This window comes from Actinomyces sp. Marseille-P3109, from assembly GCF_900323545.1.
Classification (GTDB): domain Bacteria; phylum Actinomycetota; class Actinomycetes; order Actinomycetales; family Actinomycetaceae; genus Actinomyces.
Map to the genome: position 1 here is coordinate 999234 of NZ_OOHN01000008.1, position 16807 is coordinate 1016040.

Consider the following 16807-nt stretch of genomic DNA (forward strand, 5'->3'; position numbering starts at 1 on the left):
CCTCAATGGGTGGCTCGACGGCGCGCCAGGGCGTGGTGCACAGGCTGCCAGGCCAGGGCCAGCACCGTGCCGATGACCGCCCCGATGAGGCAGGACATGGCAGTCCCGGTGATCCAGGACAGGACCGGGTTGTGGATGAGCTCCTCGGCCCACTCGATGGCATGGTGCAACGGGTGGAGGCCGAACTTGGCGAGGTTCACTGCCAGGATATGGCCACCGACCCACAGCATCGCCACGGTGCCGACGAACCCGATGCTGCGGAAGAGCGCCGGTGCTGACTTCACGATCGCACGGCCGAGAGCCCGGACAGCACTCGTGCGGCCCTTTCCGGCCAGGTGCACTCCGGCGTCGTCGAGCTTGATGAGGGCGGCGACCAGGCCGTAGACGGCGAAGGTGATGAGCAGGGCGATGAGGACGAGGACGATGATGCGCCGCATGGAGGACTGCCCCTCCACCTCGGCCAGGGCCAGCAGCATGATCTCGGTGGACAGGATGAAGTCGGTGGTCGTGGCCTGACGGACGATCTGGTCCTCGTCGACCGGTCCGGTGTCCTCCTGCGCGTGCGAGCCGCAGCCGAAGCGCTCGAGGACCTTCTCACCGCCCTCGAAGCACAGGTAGGCGCCACCGATGACGAGCGCGACCGGCAGGAGCGCAGGCGCTACCGCCGTCAGCAGCAGACCGATCGGCAGGATGATGAGGAGCTTGTTGCGAAGCGAGCCCAACGTGATCCGCTTGATGATCGGCAGCTCGCGGTCCGGGGTGATACCGGTGACGTACTGGGGCGTGGTGGCGACATCGTCGACGGCGGCCGCCGACACCTTCGCGGAGGTCTTGACGGCCGCCGAGGCCGTGTCGTCAACAGTGGACAGCGTCAGCTTGGCGAGCGTGGCGATGTCATCGAGAAGGGCGAAGAAGCCAGACATAGGGGCATGGGTCCTGTCGTTCGAGGTGTCGGCCGGAACGAGACTACTAGTCGCGGCCTGTCAGAGGCGGCTGGAAGATGAGCGGAGGACGCATGGAGGGCGCACGCCTCACACCGCCGACCAGCTCACCACTCCCCGGTTGAGATCCAGGGAGGCCTCTGCGGCCCGCATCGACAGGTTGGTCACCGCCCTGGCCTGCTCGGGGGTGGCATCCGGCGGCGGTGAGAGGCTGGCGATCTGACCGACGACGTCGAGCAGCTGCTTGCACCAGCGCACGAAGTCCCCGGCCGTCAGCTCAGTGGCGTCGAGGATGTCCGCGAGCTGCGCGCCGTCGCACCAGGCCTGAACGGCTCCGGCCAGAGCCGGCTCCGCCCCCGAGGAGGCCTCGATACGGGCCAGGGACTCCAGGTCATGGATCCGGTGCGAGACCCCCAGCTGTGCGCGCAGGCACTGGCCGAGGCGGGACCCGGGCGCCACTGGCAGCCCGATCGACTGCGCACTCAGGCGTGGCTCGTAGACGCAGGCGCTCAGCGCGCCGGCCAGTTCGCTGGCACTGAGGCTCTCAAAGATGCTCGTGCGCAGGCACTCGGCGATGAGCAGGTCCCGCTCGGCGTAGATCCGGGCCAGCACCTTGCCGGCACCGGTGACCCGCAGCTCGCGCTCCGGGTGCCCCCGGTCCACCGGCCGTAGATAGCCCAGTTCGAGCAGCACCTCGCACACGGCGTCGAAGAGGCGGGCGATAGTGCCGGTACGGGTCTCGATGCGCCGCTGGAGGCGCTCGGCCTCGGCCTTGGCCCGCGACCACCTGCGACCCACCCGGGCGTGCTCCTCCCGGTCGGGGCACCCGTGACAGGGGTGGGAGCGCATCTCGTGGCGCAGCCGCTCAAGGTTCTCGATAGCGCTGTCACGGCGGGCCTGCGCACGGCTGGAGCGGGTACGCGTGCGCCTCGTACCGTCCTCAAGGTCCCCGGAGCGCAGGGCGTCCACCAGGCGCTGGACGAGCCGGTCCCGGTCTCGGGGCCGGTGAGGGTCCACGGAGTCGGCCACCCGCAGCGCGCCCACGCGCATGACGCCGTCCGGTGCCGTGTCCGGGGTCAGGGCGACGACCCGCGAGTCCTCCCCAAGTACCGTGATGGTGGGTGTCCCGGTTCGGTCCGCACCGACCTCCAGGACGATGCCGTGGCGGCGGCGCCTACCCTTGCGGAAGACGATCACGTCGCCGCGCCCCAACGCGCTCATCGTCCGCCCCGTCTCACTGCGGCGTGCGGCGGTCTTGTCCCGTGACAGGTCCGCCTCGGCGTCGGCGATGGTCTGGCGCAGGGCCGCGTACTCGCGGAAGTCGCCCAGGCGGCAGGTCATGTCCTTCTCCAGGCCCTCCAGACTGCGTCGCTTGCGGCGCGCCTGGGCAGCCAGCTCCACAACGCCGCGGTCGGCCTGGAACTGGGCGAAGGACTCCTCAAGCACCTCACGCGCCCGCGCCCGCGGCATGCGCTCGAGCAGGTTCACGGCCATGTTGTATGTCGGACGGAAGGCGGAGACCAGAGGGTAGGTGCGCCGGGAGGCCAGCGAGGACACCGTGGCGGGCTCGACGTCGTCGGCGGCCAGGACGACGGCGTGCCCTTCGACGTCGATACCGCGGCGCCCTGCCCGACCGGTGAGCTGGGTGTACTCCCCCGGGCTGAGGGTGACGTGGGCCGACCCGTTCCACTTGCGCAGCGACTCCAGGACCACCGTGCGCGCGGGCATGTTGATGCCCAGCGCCAGGGTCTCGGTGGCGTAGACGACCTTGACCAGGCCCGCGCTGAAGAGCTCCTCGACCGTCTCCTTGAACACCGGCAGCAGTCCCGCGTGGTGGGCTGCGACACCGCGCTCCAGGGCGTGGACCCAGAAGTGGAAGCCCAGAACCCCAAGGTCGCCGGCCGGGATGTCGGCGGTGCGCCGCTCGATCACCTTTCGGATGCGGGCCGCCTCCGCCTCGGTGGTCAGGTCCACCCCAGCGCTCACCACCTGGTGGACGGCCTGCTCGCACCCTGCCCGGGAGAAGACGAAGACGATGGCGGGCAGCAGTCTCGCCTCCCCCAGGGCCTTGACGACCTGCAGCCGCGAGGGAGGCTTCAGCCGCGCCGTGCGGGCACCGCCCTCGCCGCGGCGGGGAGCGCGTCCCCCGCCCGCGGAGCGCTTCCAGGGCTGCTGGTCCCGAGCGGAGCCGCCACCGCGGCTGCGGTAGCTGTTCTTGGAGGCACCCCCGGACGCCGCCGCACGGCGGGCCTGCTTGACGGCCTTGAGCAGCTCGGGGTTGAGCGGAGGCTGCACAGACTGATCTGAGCGCTGTGGCTGCTCCGACTGCGCCGTATCGGACTCAGCGGGCTCGGCGACATCCACAGGACGGGAGTACAGGGGCAGGAGCCGGCGTCCGACCATCATGTGCTGAGTCAGCGGGACGGGGCGCTCCTCGGAGACGACGACGGCGGTCCTGCCCCGCACCTGGCCGAGCCAGTCGCCGAACTCCTCGGCGTTGGACACCGTGGCGGACAGGGAGATCACCTGGACCTCGGCCGGCAGGTGGATGATGACCTCCTCCCACACCGGGCCGCGGAAGCGGTCGGCGAGGTAGTGAACCTCGTCCATGACCACGAATCCCAGCCGATTCAGGTCACGTGAGCCCGAGTAGAGCATGTTGCGCAGCACCTCGGTGGTCATGACCACGACCTCCGCATGGGGGTTGACCGAGATGTCACCGGTGAGCAGCCCCACCTTCTCCTCGCCGTGGCGGGCCACGAGGTCCAGGTACTTCTGATTGCTCAGTGCTTTGATCGGCGTGGTGTAGAAGGTCTTGAGGCCCCGGACCAGGCCCAGGTGGACGGCGAACTCCCCCACCACCGTCTTGCCTGCGCCCGTCGGAGCCGCGACGAGGACTCCCTCGCCTCTCTCGACGGCGGTGCAGGCCTCCTCCTGGAAGGGGTCGAGCGGGAAGTCGTAGCCCCGGGCGAAGCGGGCGAGCTCACTGCTGGCGGCGGCCTGTCGACGACGAGATGCGGCATAGCGCTCGGCTGGTGAGCTCATGGGGACACCCTACGGGCCGGATCAACCCTGAGCCGGCAGGAGCAGCCGCACGGCGTCGGGGACGGCCTCAAGACGCAAGGGCAGCTCTGCCAGCGGCTCGCCGTCGGCGAAGGGGTGCGGAGGTGGGCGAAGACCCCGGTCACGGCCGGTGCGCTCGTCCAGCGCCTCGATGATGACGCTGCGACTGCGCTCGACGTGGACGGCCGGATCGGTCAGGTGCGTGCCCTGTGAGAGCCGACGGAACAGGGCAACCAGGTGGGCTCGGCTCACGGGATCCAGGCGCAGGACCTCCAGCAGGCCGTCGGCGGAGTCGGCCTCGGGCGCCAGGTCCATGCCTCCGCCGATGTAGCGGGTGTTGGCCACCGCCAGCAGAAGCGCGGGCCCTTCCCAGGATCCGTTGTCGGTGGTGACCCGGTAGCCGTAGGGCGCCAGCGCGGTGAGCTCGGCCGTGAGGGCGCGCAGATAGCGTCCCTCGTGGGCCGGCCAGGTCAGGGTGTTGGCGCGGGCGTTGACAGCGGCGTCCAGTCCGGCACTCACCACCGCCAGGGACCAGCGACGCTGCGGGGCGAGCAGGGTTCCGTCCGGGCGGGAGGCGTAGATCGCGTCGGTTGCCGCGATCGTGCCGTCACCGGACAGCGTCTGGTCGATGAGGCGGGCGGAGGCGGCCGGATCCCTGCTGGGCAGGCCGAAGTGCCTGGCGATGTCGTTACCGGTGCCGGTGGCCACGATGCCCAGCGGCACGCCCGTCGTGGCGACGATGTCCACTCCTAGGTGCACCATGCCGTCTCCGCCGACGACGACCAGCGCCTCAACGTTCCGGTGCGGTCCGTCTCCCAGGAGGGCCCCGCCGGCACGGCGCGCCTGCTCGTACGAACTGCCGCGCACGTGGAGAACCTCGTGGCCGGCCTCGCTCAGGACTTGGCGGGCGACGTCGTCGGCGGCCGCATGACGGCCGCGTCCGGAGGAGGGATTGGACAGCAGGGCGATGCGCATGAGGAAGAATGATAAGAAAGCAGTGGGAAGAACGATGGAGCCCGATGGTGCCGGGCGCTACTCGGCCAGGGCGGCCTCCAGCTCGGCGTCGAGCTCGGCGCGCTTCTTCTCCACCCGCTTGTCATGCCGGACCGAGATGAAGCAGGCCAGGAAGTACAGACCGGTCACTGGAAGGGCCATGAAGATCATGGACCAGGGGTCCGGCAGCGGGTTGGCGAAGGCCATGAAGGTGAAGATGGCAACAACGGCCCAGCGCCAGCCCTTGAGCATCGTGGCGCCCTTCATGAGTCCCAGCATGTTGAGTGCGACGAGGAGCTCGGGCAGGAGGAAGGCGATTCCGAAGACGAGAACCAGCCTCATGACGAAGGCCAGGTAGACACCCGCGTTAATGAAGCCCCCGGTGGGTCCACTGGGGATGAAGCTGGTGAGAATGGCGACTGCATGCGGCATGATCCACATGCCCAAGGCGGCGCCGGCGGAGAAGAGCAGCAGTCCCACAACGCCGTAGACCCAGGTGTAGACCTTCTCCTTGCGGGTCATGCCCGGCCCCACGAAGGCCCAGAACTCGTACATCCACAGCGGCGCGGAGAACAGGACGCCGAGCCAGATGGAGACCTTGAGCCTCATGTCGAAAGAGGCCAGGACCGTGTCGAAGTTCAGGATGAGGTTGGCGCCGCGGGCATTGGCGGTATCGATCGGTCGGGTGATGAGGGAGAAGGCCTGATCGTAGAGCACATAGCCCACAACCGACATGACCAGGACGCCCAGGGCCGAGATGAAGAGCCGGTTGCGCAGCTCACGCAGGTGGTCCCCGATGGACATGCGTGCCTCGGGGTTGTCCTTGCGCCTCGATCGCTTGATCCGAGGGAGCTTGGGCACCACGGCCTCCTTCGTCTCCAGGTCACCGGCTCTCGCCGGACGACGTCACTTCTGGGAAGAGCCCTCGGTGTTCTGAGCGGTCTGACCGGACTGGGTGGGCTCGGTGTAGTAAGTGCCCTCCTGGGGCTGCTGCTGGATCTGGGCGGCGGGCTTCTTGTCGTCGTCCTCGTCGCGCAGCTCCTTGACCTCCTTCTTGAAGACCTTCATGGACTGGCCCACGCTGCGGGCGATGTCAGGAAGCTTGCTGGAACCGAAGATCAGCAGGACGAGGACAAGCAGAACGACAATGTGTGTCGGTGTGAACTTCACGGCGCTGCTCCTTGTGGATAGGGGGCAATCGATACGGGCTGAGTGTAGCCTCCCTGGCGGGCGCCTCTGAACGAGGGCCCTGCGGGTTCTCCCTAAGGCGGACGGATCCGCCCTCAGCCTCCTCCTGCACTGATGTCATATGAGGTCAGGGCCTGTTTGGCGGTTGCTGCGGCGTCCTGGGCGAGATCCGCGGGCTCGACGGTGATGAGGTGCCGACCGGCCGAGAGGATCAGCCCGATGAGCCAGGCCCGGTCACGTCCCTCCACAACGATCCTGAGACTGCCGTCCGCAGTCTCTTCCTGGGAGACACAGGGAATCTGCTCCACGAGCCAGCGGCCTGTCGGACGCAGCCTCAGTGTGGCGCGGGGCTTGTCCCCCACGGAGTGATCGATGTGAGGTTGGTTCTTTCTGCGTGAGGCGCGATGACGGACGGCAGGAACGTCGAGCACCTCGATCGACGTGATCCGGTCCAGCCGGAAACTGCGCTCGGCCTTGGCGCTGAGGCACCAGGCCACGAGAGTCATATGTGATCCGTCACTTTTCAGGGTGATGGGGTCAACGTCTCGCTCGGAGGGAGTGTCGGTGGCGGAGACGTAGGCCAGGTGAAGTCGGCGCCTGTCCCGCAGTGCGGAGCGTACGGAGGCCAGGACCTGGGCCGTATGGCCGGAACGATCGGCATGCTCGGAGACCAGGCCGGTTGAAGGGCCGGCCTCCGAATCGGCCTGCGTGTCAGCGTCGTCGGTGGAAGCGCCTGCGGTGAGCAGGTCGGTGACCGCCTGCCGGGTGGAGGCGATCACGGGTGCGGAGGCCTCGTCGTCAGCGAGGAGATCGGCCAGGACCTTGAGGGCCATGAGCAGAGAGATCGCCTCCTGCCGAGTGAGGCCGACCGGGCGGTCCAGTCCCAGTGGCTCGGACAGGCGCAGGCGCCCGGCATCGAAGTCGGCGGCGTCGAAGTCCACGAGGTCCCCGTGCAGGCCTCCGGGAAGGCCGGAGACCCATAGCGTGTTGACGTCCCGCTCAATGACGGCCGGTGTGACGCCGAAGTGCCTGGCGGCCTCCTGGATGGACACTCCGGGGTTATCCGCGACCCAGGCGGGCAGGGCGAGCAGCCGTGTGAGCTGGTCGGATGTGGAGACGCGCGGCATCGTCATTCCCCTTCCGGTGCCGTGAGCGCGGCAGCACCTCGCAGGTGGGCCAGGACATCCTCGCGCAGGGAAGGCGGGGTGAGGACCACTGCGGCGTCCCCGAGGGCGGCCACCGTGCCGGCGAAGGAGAAGGGATCCTCGTACTCGACGGCGATGAGGTCGTGTCCCTCCAGGTGTGCGGGCAGGTCTGCTTGCGAGGCCTGAACCGGATCGAGGTGGGCTCCGGCCAGACGCAGCCCCAGGGCGCGTCCCGGAAGCACGGCGAGATGTGCCCGCCGGCGGGGCGGGGTGCTGGCGGGCATTCGGGTGAAGGCCCCGGGGTGCCCATGGACGGTCACCGGCCCCGCAATGCGGGCCAGGCGGAAGGTCAGCGTCCTGGTGGCGGTTCCTTCCGGTTCCTCTGGATCCGTGGTGCTGTCCGTGTCGCGGGTGCCGGTGGGCTCGACGGCGTCGAGGTACCAGGCGCCCTCGTTCAGGCGCAAGTGGTGGGGCTCGACGGTACGGGCCCGGGTGCTGCCCGAGCGGGCGGAGACGTAGTCGAAGGTGACCAGGCGGCGCTCGTCGACCGCGGCGACGAGCGCCTCGGGGATCTCCTCGCCGGACAGGTCCGCCGTGAGAGCCGGCAGGCTTGCGGAGCTGCTTCCCACCGGTCCCTCGCTGACGGCGCGCAGCTTGGTCAGGGCCCTCCTGGCGGTGGCGGGCAGGTCGCCGTCGCGCCAGGCGGAGGCGGCCAGGCTCAGGCAGGCGGCCTGCTCCGCGCTCAGGTGCAGCGCGGGCAGGGCGTAGTCCCCCTCATCGATGCGGTAGCGGGGCTCCTCGGGGCGTCCGGTGGTGGTCACATCGATGCCGAGCTCGCGCAGCGTGTCCTTGTCCCGCTCGAACTTGCGGCGCGCCGAGTCCGGGTTAGTGGCAGGACTTCTTGAGGAGTATCCCGGCACGCTGTCGATGAGCTCCTCTGCGCTCAGACCGGTGGTGGTGTTGCGCAGGGTGAGCAGGAGGCTCACCAGGCGCTCCTCGGTACTGCGGGTCTGCTGGCTCACGGTCCCCCAGCCTAGGAGAATCGGGCGGCATGCGGCTTGTGGCGCGCGTGCCCCGATAGTCTGCCGCCATGATGTGGCGCGACGGCGTAGTGAGCGGGACCAGGGCGGCATGGGGCCCCGAGGGGCGCTCGTGCGCAGAGCTGGACGTGGAGATCATCGGGGCGCCAAGCGGCGCGCACAGCCTGCCTCCCGGCCAGCGGGTCCGTGCGGTCGCCTATGAGGCCCTCACCGGGGTTCCCGCCGCTGGGGAGCGGGTGAGGCTGGAGGTCTCAGCCCTCGACCGGGCCCTTGGCACGGGCGGGCACGCCATGGTCAGTGCCCGCCTGGACGTTCTGCCCGCCGACCCGCCGCGCGAGGGCCACCTCGTCAAGGCCCGTTACATGCCCGACCAGGTCATGGTCACCGGCGTCGACGAGCAGGGCACCGACCATCACGGCCTGCTGTCCCAGCCGATCGGCAGCCTCGACCTGGGGGGGATGCCGGTGGTGGTGGCCGACCTGCACTCGAGCCTGCCGGCCGTGCTCGCCGGGCTGCGCTCCCCCGACGATCAGGAGCAGCCGCGCATCGTCTACATCATGACTGATGGCGGAGCCCTGCCCCTGGCCTACTCACGCGTTGTCGCCGCCCTGCGTGAGGCCGGGTGGTTGTCCGGGACCGTGACGGCCGGACAGGCCTGGGGCGGTGACATCGAGGCGGTCAGCATCCACAACGCGCTCCTGGCGGCCCGGCACGTTCTGCACGCCGACGCCGCCATCGTCATCCAGGGGCCCGGGAACCTGGGCACCGAGACGCCCTGGGGGTTCTCGGGAGTGGCCTGCGGGGACGCGGTCAACGCCATCGCCGCGCTGGGCGGGCGCCCGGTGGCCTGCCTGCGCGTCTCCCAGGCCGATGCCCGTCCCCGCCACCGGGGCGTCTCCCACCACTCGATGACGGCTTACGGGCGGGTCGCGCTGGCGGGGGCCGACGTCGTCGTCCCCGACCTGGAGGGCCCGTTGGGGGCGCAGGTGCGTCAGGAGGCCGAGGCCCTGTGCGCGCCCCGGCCGGGTGCCGCGCAGCACCGGCTGGTCGAGGTTCCCTCCAACGGGCTCCTGGAGCAGCTGCGCGCAGCCGAGGCGGAGACCGGAGTGAGGATGTCCACCATGCGGCGGGGCTTGGATGAGGACACGGCCGCCTTCATCGCCGCGGCGGCGGCCGGTCGCCATGTCCGCCGGATCCTGGATGCGGAGGCGGTGAATGGCTGACGTAGCTGCACCGGTTGATGAAGCGGTGTTGCCACTGGCGACGAACCTGTCTGCGGCCTACGACTGGCGCGCACGGCACCGGACCGTACCGACGCGAGGAAGCCGCTGGTCGCGATACGCCGTCCCAGTCGTGGACCTGGCCCTGGGCGCCGTCTTCCTCATCTTCGGCCTCGAATCGGTCACCTTCATCCTCCGCTTCGGCGCCTACGCCGTCTACGTCGCGGACTTCGCCCTGTGTCTGGCGCTGGCGCTGACGCAGTTCGGCCGGTTGCGCCTCCTGCGCGCCTCCTTCATTGCGACCTACACCATGCTGGCGGCCTACGCGATCCTCGTGGCCCTCTCCCCGGTCAACCTCGGCCTCAACCCGATCATCGCCACGGCTATCACCAGCCTCTACACCGTCACCCGCTGGGAGCCCGATCGGCGCTGGGGCACCGCGGCGCTCCTGCTGGCACTGGCGGGTGCCCTGGTCAACCCGGTCACCCTCGCCAGCTACTCCAGAGCTCACGGATCCGGCGCCGACCCGACGACGAGCTCCGGCTGGGACGGGACCATCCTTCTGGTCAGAACACTCACCAGCATGGTCTTCGTCGGTGCCGTTGTCCTGACCTACCTGCTGGCCTCCTACCGGCGCCGAGTCGCCGAGAACCAGGCCCGCGACGTCGGCATTGCCGCGGCCCAGGCGGTTGCGGCCGAGCGCCTCAGCCTGGCCCGAGAGCTCCACGACCTCGTGGGCCACAGCCTCACCACGATCAAGGTGCAGGCCGCCACCGGCCTGGCCCTGGGCGGCGAGGAACGGCTGCGCAGCACCCTGACCACCGTGCGCGACACGGCCGACGCCTCCCTGATCTCCGTGCGCCAGCTCGTCTCAGTCCTGCGCTCCGACGCCGGTGAGATCACCCCTGTGGCGGACCTGCGCACCATCCCGGTCCTCATTGAGACCACCCGCGGATCGGGCGCCAGGATCAACGCCGTGCTGCCCGGGCCAGAAGTGCTGGAGCGCTGCAACGAGGGATGGTCTGCGATACAACGCCTCACCCTCGTCCGGCTTGTCGGGGAGGCCCTCACCAACGCCGTCAGGCACGGCTCCGGCCAGGTCGAGGTGGGCCTGATGATCTCCCACAGTTCCTCTGCCACGTCCGCCACTGCCCCGGCCTCCTGCCACCTTCGCGTCGCCAACCCGGTGTCCGAGGCCCTCGAGCACTCGCCCTTCGGCGGCAGCGGACTCATCGGTCTGGAGGAGCGTCTCAGGCTCGTAGGCGGAACCATGACCCATGGCGTCCAACGTGATGACGAGGGCCGAAGCTTCTTCACCCTCGACGTCGACTTCCCGGTGGCACCGCTCGAGCTGCCCGCGAGCGCCACGGTCCCGGGCCGGCACTCAGGTGAGATGACCGGCGAGACAGGATCAGGAGACTGCAGATGACCCCCGGTGCGATCAGGGTCGCCGTCGTCGACGACCAGCCGCTGCTGGTCAGCGCCTTCAGCGCTCTCGTGGACGCGCAACCCGATATGGAGGTTGTGCTGGAAGCGGTCAACGGGCGCCAGGGAGTCGATAGCCTCACCGCCCGGGCTCGTGATCCTCAAGGCGGAATCGACCTGGTGCTCATGGATCTGCGGATGCCGGTCCTGGACGGGGTCAGTGCCATTCGTGAGCTGCGCACCACGCCGGCCACCACCGCCTTGCGGATCCTGGTTCTGACCACCTTCGATGATGACGACCTCGTCCTGGCGGCTCTGGGCGCCGGCGCTCACGGTTTCCTCCTCAAGGACGCCGAGCCGATGACGCTGCTGGAGGCGATCCGCATCGTCGCCCGCGGCGGGTCCTGGCTGGACCCGGCCGTCACCGGCACCGTTCTGGCGCACCTTGATGCAGGTACCGGATCTGGTGCCCCGCAGTCGCCAACCTCGCCGTCGAGACCGACTGATGGCGCCGTGCCCGTCGTCGGGGCACCGTCGGGACCCTACGCGCCCTTAACCGGACGGGAGAACGCCGTCCTGGCCCTCGTGTGCCAGGGTATGAGCAACGCCCGGATCGGCGAGCGGCTCTACGTCGCCGAGTCGACGGTCAAGTCCCACGTCAAGTCCATCCTGGGCAAGACCGGCTGCCACAACCGGATCGAACTCGTCATCTACGCCCTGACCACGGGACTCGTCCAGCCGCGGTAGTTCTCCTCCCCAGGGAGGAGACACGGCGTCGGTGACGGCCACCGGCCGTATCCCTGGTGGGGATCCGCCGAGGTACCGGTGCGCACGAGCATGGGGCCATGACAGCCACCGCAACAGCATCACCTCTCCCCTCCCCCACCCACGGCGCCGGTATCACCCCCGGGCTGAGACTGACGGGGGTCTCGAAGTCCTTCGGCCGCCAGCATGTGCTCTCCGATCTGGACCTGTTGGCCTACCCGGGCCGTGTCTACGGGCTGCTCGGCCTCAACGGCGCCGGCAAGTCCACCGCCTTCAACATCGCCCTGGGTCTGCTGAGACCCGACGCCGGCCGCGTGGAGATCCAGGGCGTTCCGTTTTCCCGTCACAGCCTGGCCCGGGTGGGCGCCTCCATTAACGGCCCCGCCCTCTTCCCCCAGTTGTCAGCACGGCGCAACCTGCTCGTCCACTGCCGCCTGACCGGCACCTCCCCGCAGGCCATCACCCCGCTCCTGGAGCGTGTAGGGCTGACCGGAGTCGGCCGGAAGCGTGCCGGCTCCTTCTCCACGGGCATGAAGGTGCGTCTGTCGCTGGCCATGGCGCTTCTGACCGACCCGGAGGTCCTCATCCTCGATGAGCCCCAGAATGGCCTGGATCCTCAGGGCATTATCGAGCTGCGCGACCTCGTGCGGAACCTGGCCGACGAGGGCCGCACCGTCATCGTCTCCAGTCATCAGCTCGGCGAGATCGCCCGCATGAGCGACGACATCGGGGTCCTGTCCACCGGGCGCCTCGTCTACGAGGGGCCGCTGGCCGACTTCGCCGACGCCGACGACGAACGGGCCATGGAGAAGGCGTTCCTGGCGGCGGTCACCGGAGGCGGACGCCGCACCGGGACGGAGGTGTGCGCATGAGCACCGTTGTGCAGCCGCAGCCCCGGGTGAAGGTGCAGGGGAAGGCAGAAGTGGGAGTGAGCCTGTGGGACCTGGTGCGTGCCGAGCTCACCCGCAGTCGGCGCACCTTCACCTGGGGCGTCATCGGGGCGACGCTCATCTTCACCGTTCACACCATCATCCTGGCGAACGCCTCGATCTCCTCGGGCGTGGTCACAGAGCTGCAGTGGAACGGCAATGCTCTGGCGTGGATGCATATGTATGCCGGGGCCTTCGCGGTACCTCTGGGGCTGCTGACCGGGGCGATGGCCCAGTGGCGTGAGCGGCGGTGGCGTCAGGGCGGGACGGCCTGGCGCGCCGTCGAGCCGCGCCGGGTGGCGGCTGCCCGCCTCGTAGTGCTGAGCCTGTCAGCGCTGGCCTGCCAGGTGGCACTGGTCGCCCCGGTGGTGGGGCACGCTCTGATCGTTGGCAGCGGCTGGGGCCCCTGGGACAGGTACCTGCTGTTCGCCACCTACATGTGGATCGTCGTCACCGGGGCCTGCGCCTGGGGCATGGCAGCCTTCCGCGTGCTGCGAGTCATCGCCGTCGGGATCGCCCCTGTCCTCGGCTTCGTCTGGTCCGTGGTGGGCGTGGTCCAGGCCGAGCGGAGCGACTGGTGGATGTTCCCGTGGACCTGGACGGCCAGGGTCCCGTTGCCCCTGCTGGGTGTTCACGGCAGCAGCGTGCTGCTCGAGGCGGACTCGCCGGTGTGGGGCTACCCGCTCCTGCCCGGGTTCCTGCTGACGGCCGCCCTGACGTTGGCCGGCATCGGCCTGTCCGTTCTTGGCGGCACATCTGGGGGTGCTGAGTCCTCGGCGTGGTTCGTCGTCGGGCTCAGACGCTTGCTTCCCGGTGGACAGGCCACCGACGCTCAGCCGAAGACCATCTCGGTACAGGCCTCGGCGCAGGCTCCGACGTCGCCGCCCCGGAGTACCGCGCAGTTCCGTGCTACGCCCACCACCCGCATGGCCCGTACTCCCGGGCCGCGCAGTGCCGTCCTGGCGATGGCCGGCGTCCTGCCCTGGATCGTGTGGGCGGTCCTGGCGACCCTGCTGCTCGCCTTCCTGGGTGTCCTCCACACCGTGTATCCACCCGGGTACGGGCAGAGCTTCCTCGAGCTCATGGGAGCGCCGGTTGCCGCGGCCCTCGTCGGCATCACGGTGTGGGGACGCCTCCAGCCCGCCTGGCGTACGCTCATCACCCGCCGAGGGGGCGGGGGCATCCTGGCCTCAGCTGCGGTCCTGAGTGGCTTCTTCCTCATCCCGGTCCTGGTCGTCTCCTGGATCGTGACCGTCCTCGGTGACACTCTGACCCGCAACGATCCGAGCCTGCCGGGCCTGGCCGGTCCCGTCTACGGGCTCATGGTGATGCCCGCGGTGGCCTTCATGATCGCGGCCGTCAGTCTGGCGGTGGCTCTGAGCACCCGGATCGTCGTGGCGATCGTCCTCAACGTCATCCTGGTGATCATGGGGCTGCTCATCGGCGGCAATGACGTCCTGGCGGTCACCTGGCTGTGGCGGCTGGCCCCCTGGAGCTGGATCGCCGTGGCCCACCAGTTCCCCGAGCGCTGGATGACGATCGTCGTCCTCAGTCTGCTCATCGGATCGGTGGCGATAGGGGCCGCGGTCCTTGGATCCAGGCGCGCCGCCATCCGGGACTGAGCCGGTCTGGGACAACCGATCCCAGTGACCACAGAGCCGTACCGACGCATCGGGCGGGGTATCTCTTGAAGAGGGAAGCCATCCCGCCCGAGGCGACGGCGGTGAGCGCCGAGGACCTGCTCGGGTCCCACGTAGGTCAACGGTCGCTCGGTAGCCCGTCCGCTTTCCGATAGCCTAGGGATATGAAGACCTTCGAGGACCTTTTCACCGAGCTGCAGCACAAGGCGGCCACCCGACCCGAGGGCTCCGGGACGGTGGAGGAGCTGGATCGCGGGGTCCACTTCATCGGCAAGAAGCTCGTCGAGGAGGCCGCCGAGGCCTGGATGGCCTGCGAGCACGAGTCCGATGAGGCCGCCTGCGAGGAGATCAGCCAGCTGCTCTACCACGTCCAGGTCATGGTGGTCGCCAAGGGCTACAGCCTCCAGGACGTCTACCGCTACCTGTAAGCCTCGAATCCCCTCACACCTCCTACTCGACCTCCTCACCACAGATCAGGAACCGCCGTGCTGCGTATCGCCGTCCCCAACAAGGGCTCGCTGTCCGAGCCCGCCATCACCATGCTCTCCGAGGCGGGCTACCGCACCCGCCGCACGGGGCGCGAGCTCGTGCTCGTCGACGAGGCCAACGACGTCGAGCTGTTCTTCCTGCGTCCGCGCGACATCGCCGTGTACGTCGGCCAGGGCACCGTGCACGCAGGCATCACCGGACGTGACCTGCTGCTGGACTCCGGGGTCGACGCCGTCGAGCACCTGCCCCTGGGCTTCGCCCGCTCCACCTTCCGCTTCGCCGCTCCCAAGGGCACGATGACTTCCCTGGCCGATGTCGCCGGGCGGCGCGTGGCCACCTCCTACGACGTCCTGGTGCGCAGCTACCTGGCCTCCCAAGGTGTGGATGCCCAGACCGTTCACCTCGACGGCGCCGTGGAGTCCTCCGTCCAGCTGGGCGTGGCCGACCTCATCGCCGACGTCGTCGAGACCGGCACGACGCTGCGAGCAGCAGGTCTGGAGACCTTCGGCGCCCCGATTCTCATCAGCGAGGCGGTGCTCATCACCACCGAGCAGTATCGTGGTGAGCCCGGACTGGCCACCCTCGTGCGTCGCCTGGAGGGGGTGCTGCGCGCCCGCGCCTACGTGCTCGTGGACTACGACATCCCCATGAACAAGTTGCACCTGGCGGCGGCCCTCACTCCGGGTATCGAGTCCCCCACCGTCTCTCCGCTGCAGAACCCCGACTGGGTGGCGGTGCGCGCCATGGTTCCGAGGGTGGACATGAACCGGGTCATGGACGAGCTCTACGAGGTCGGGGCGCGCGCCATCCTCGTGTCCTCACTGCTGGCCTGCCGACTGTAGCCGGCTATTCCGACGGCCGCCTCGAGCTGCTCCTCTGATGGCTACTGCCCCAGAGGTACGCACACATCGGCCGCCTGGGGCGTCTTCGTGTCCCCCAGGAGCTTGTGGGAGGAGAGGAACTCGATCATCGGGGTGAAGTCATCGACTCGCACCGAGCCGATGGGATGAGAGCCGTCACCGCTGACCAGCTTGCCGGTGGCCACGGCGACCTCTCGTGCGCGGGCTGCCTGAGTGGCGTCCACCAGGTCCTGCACGTGCTCCTTGGACGCATCGACCGCAGCGTCGGGATCCTTGACGAATGCCGTCATCCCCTCGATCGAGGCCTTGACCGCTGACTGAAGATCCTGGCGACGGGACTCCAGCACGGAGTGGCTCGTCACCAGTGAGACTCCGATGAGAGGGACCTGATCGGCGACCTGAATAGTGCGCACGGCCGTTCCGGACTGACCGACCTGGATCGCGTCGTTGTTGGAGAAGCCGACGACGGCGTCGACCTTGCCGCCGACCAGTGCCGCCTGCTGGGTGTAGCCGATGTCCTGGATCGTCAGGTCGGACTCGGTCAGGGAGGCCGTGTCCATGGCCAGCTGGAGGGCGTACCAGGTCTCCCCCTTGCGTCCCGGTGTGCCGACGGTCTTGCCCTTCAGGTCCGCCGGAGTGTTGATTGAGGAGTCCTCGGGCACGATGAGGCAGGCCGGGTAGGACTGGTAGTAGCCACCGACGACGACGAGGTCGCTCCCGTTGGAGACGGCCACTACCGCCTCGTCGGCACCTGCGACGACCAGCTGCTCCTGTCCGCTTTGAAGGGCGTCGAAGAGTCCCTCCTGCGCGCCGTGGTGGCGTAGCTCCACACCCGTGGCGTACTTACCGTCCTTCGTGGCCATGTAGAAGGGGGCGAACTGGATGTTCGGTGTGTAGGTCAGGCCGATGGTCAGTGCACCGCCGCCTCCGGAGGCCGAGGCGGAGGCTGCGCGGCTGGCGGTTCCCGAGGAGCAGGCGGCGAGCATGCCGGTCCCGGTCAGCGCCAGACTGCCGGCCAGCAGGTGGCGGCGCGAGAGAGCCGGGTGGGAGAAGCCGGTGCGAGTAATGGTGGTGAGGGCCATGATGTTTCCTAATTCTTCAGAAGGTGA

15 protein-coding genes are annotated in these 16807 nt (G+C 69.1%); 7 read left to right on the forward strand and 8 right to left on the reverse strand.

Features of this window, described 5'->3' with window-relative positions:
* Positions 1-2: 2 nt before the first annotated feature.
* The 7 genes from BQ8008_RS04670 to BQ8008_RS04700 all read right to left on the reverse strand — a co-directional run bounded on the left by BQ8008_RS04670 (position 3) and on the right by BQ8008_RS04700 (position 8352).
* Positions 3-923: a DUF808 domain-containing protein gene (locus BQ8008_RS04670; RefSeq protein WP_108833007.1), complete on the reverse strand. Its 921-nt coding sequence runs from the start codon at positions 921-923 to the stop codon at positions 3-5.
* Between the two features lie 108 nt (positions 924-1031).
* Positions 1032-3986, reverse strand: a complete 2955-nt coding sequence (locus BQ8008_RS04675; protein ID WP_108833008.1) for a DEAD/DEAH box helicase — start codon at positions 3984-3986, stop codon at positions 1032-1034.
* A gap of 21 nt (positions 3987-4007) precedes the next feature.
* A complete protein-coding gene (locus tag BQ8008_RS04680; protein WP_108833009.1) occupies positions 4008-4979 on the reverse strand; it encodes a diacylglycerol/lipid kinase family protein in 972 nt (323 codons plus the stop codon).
* 57 nt (positions 4980-5036) lie between these two features.
* Entirely contained in the window at positions 5037-5858 is an 822-nt protein-coding gene (gene tatC, locus BQ8008_RS04685; protein WP_108833010.1) for a twin-arginine translocase subunit TatC, read from the reverse strand.
* A 45-nt stretch (positions 5859-5903) separates the two neighbouring features.
* Positions 5904-6167 (reverse strand): Sec-independent protein translocase subunit TatA, encoded by a 264-nt coding sequence (gene tatA / locus BQ8008_RS04690; protein WP_108833011.1) that lies wholly within the window; start codon positions 6165-6167, stop codon positions 5904-5906.
* Between the two features lie 113 nt (positions 6168-6280).
* Positions 6281-7312, reverse strand: coding sequence for a helix-turn-helix transcriptional regulator (locus tag BQ8008_RS04695; protein ID WP_108833012.1), 1032 nt, complete (start codon positions 7310-7312; stop codon positions 6281-6283).
* A 2-nt stretch (positions 7313-7314) separates the two neighbouring features.
* Entirely contained in the window at positions 7315-8352 is a 1038-nt protein-coding gene (locus BQ8008_RS04700; protein ID WP_234415231.1) for a helix-turn-helix transcriptional regulator, read from the reverse strand.
* 68 nt (positions 8353-8420) lie between these two features.
* On the opposite strand from BQ8008_RS04700, the gene BQ8008_RS04705 reads away from it, so the two are divergent.
* The 7 genes from BQ8008_RS04705 (at position 8421) to hisG (ending at position 15680) form a co-directional block, all read left to right on the forward strand.
* Positions 8421-9593: a DUF3866 family protein gene (locus BQ8008_RS04705; protein WP_108833014.1), complete on the forward strand. Its 1173-nt coding sequence runs from the start codon at positions 8421-8423 to the stop codon at positions 9591-9593.
* Positions 9586-11019 carry a sensor histidine kinase gene (locus BQ8008_RS04710; protein WP_108833015.1) on the forward strand — a complete coding sequence of 478 codons (1434 nt, stop codon included), beginning with the start codon at positions 9586-9588 and terminating at the stop codon, positions 11017-11019. The genes BQ8008_RS04705 and BQ8008_RS04710 overlap by 8 nt, the downstream gene beginning before the upstream one ends.
* Positions 11016-11762: a response regulator gene (locus BQ8008_RS04715; protein ID WP_108833016.1), complete on the forward strand. Its 747-nt coding sequence runs from the start codon at positions 11016-11018 to the stop codon at positions 11760-11762. Before BQ8008_RS04710 ends, BQ8008_RS04715 begins: the two co-directional genes overlap by 4 nt.
* 98 nt (positions 11763-11860) lie before the next feature.
* Entirely contained in the window at positions 11861-12652 is a 792-nt protein-coding gene (locus BQ8008_RS04720) for an ABC transporter ATP-binding protein (RefSeq protein WP_108833017.1), read from the forward strand.
* Positions 12649-14331, forward strand: a complete 1683-nt coding sequence (locus BQ8008_RS04725) for a hypothetical protein (RefSeq protein WP_108833018.1) — start codon at positions 12649-12651, stop codon at positions 14329-14331. Before BQ8008_RS04720 ends, BQ8008_RS04725 begins: the two co-directional genes overlap by 4 nt.
* A gap of 182 nt (positions 14332-14513) precedes the next feature.
* Positions 14514-14777: a phosphoribosyl-ATP diphosphatase gene (locus BQ8008_RS04730; RefSeq protein ID WP_108833019.1), complete on the forward strand. Its 264-nt coding sequence runs from the start codon at positions 14514-14516 to the stop codon at positions 14775-14777.
* Between the two features lie 57 nt (positions 14778-14834).
* Entirely contained in the window at positions 14835-15680 is an 846-nt protein-coding gene (gene hisG / locus BQ8008_RS04735; RefSeq protein ID WP_108833020.1) for an ATP phosphoribosyltransferase, read from the forward strand.
* Between the two features lie 41 nt (positions 15681-15721).
* On the opposite strand, the gene BQ8008_RS04740 is transcribed toward hisG, so the two are convergent.
* On the reverse strand, positions 15722-16780 hold the full coding sequence (locus tag BQ8008_RS04740; RefSeq protein WP_108833021.1) for an ABC transporter substrate-binding protein: 1059 nt from the start codon (positions 16778-16780) through the stop codon (positions 15722-15724).
* Positions 16781-16807: the final 27 nt, after the last annotated feature.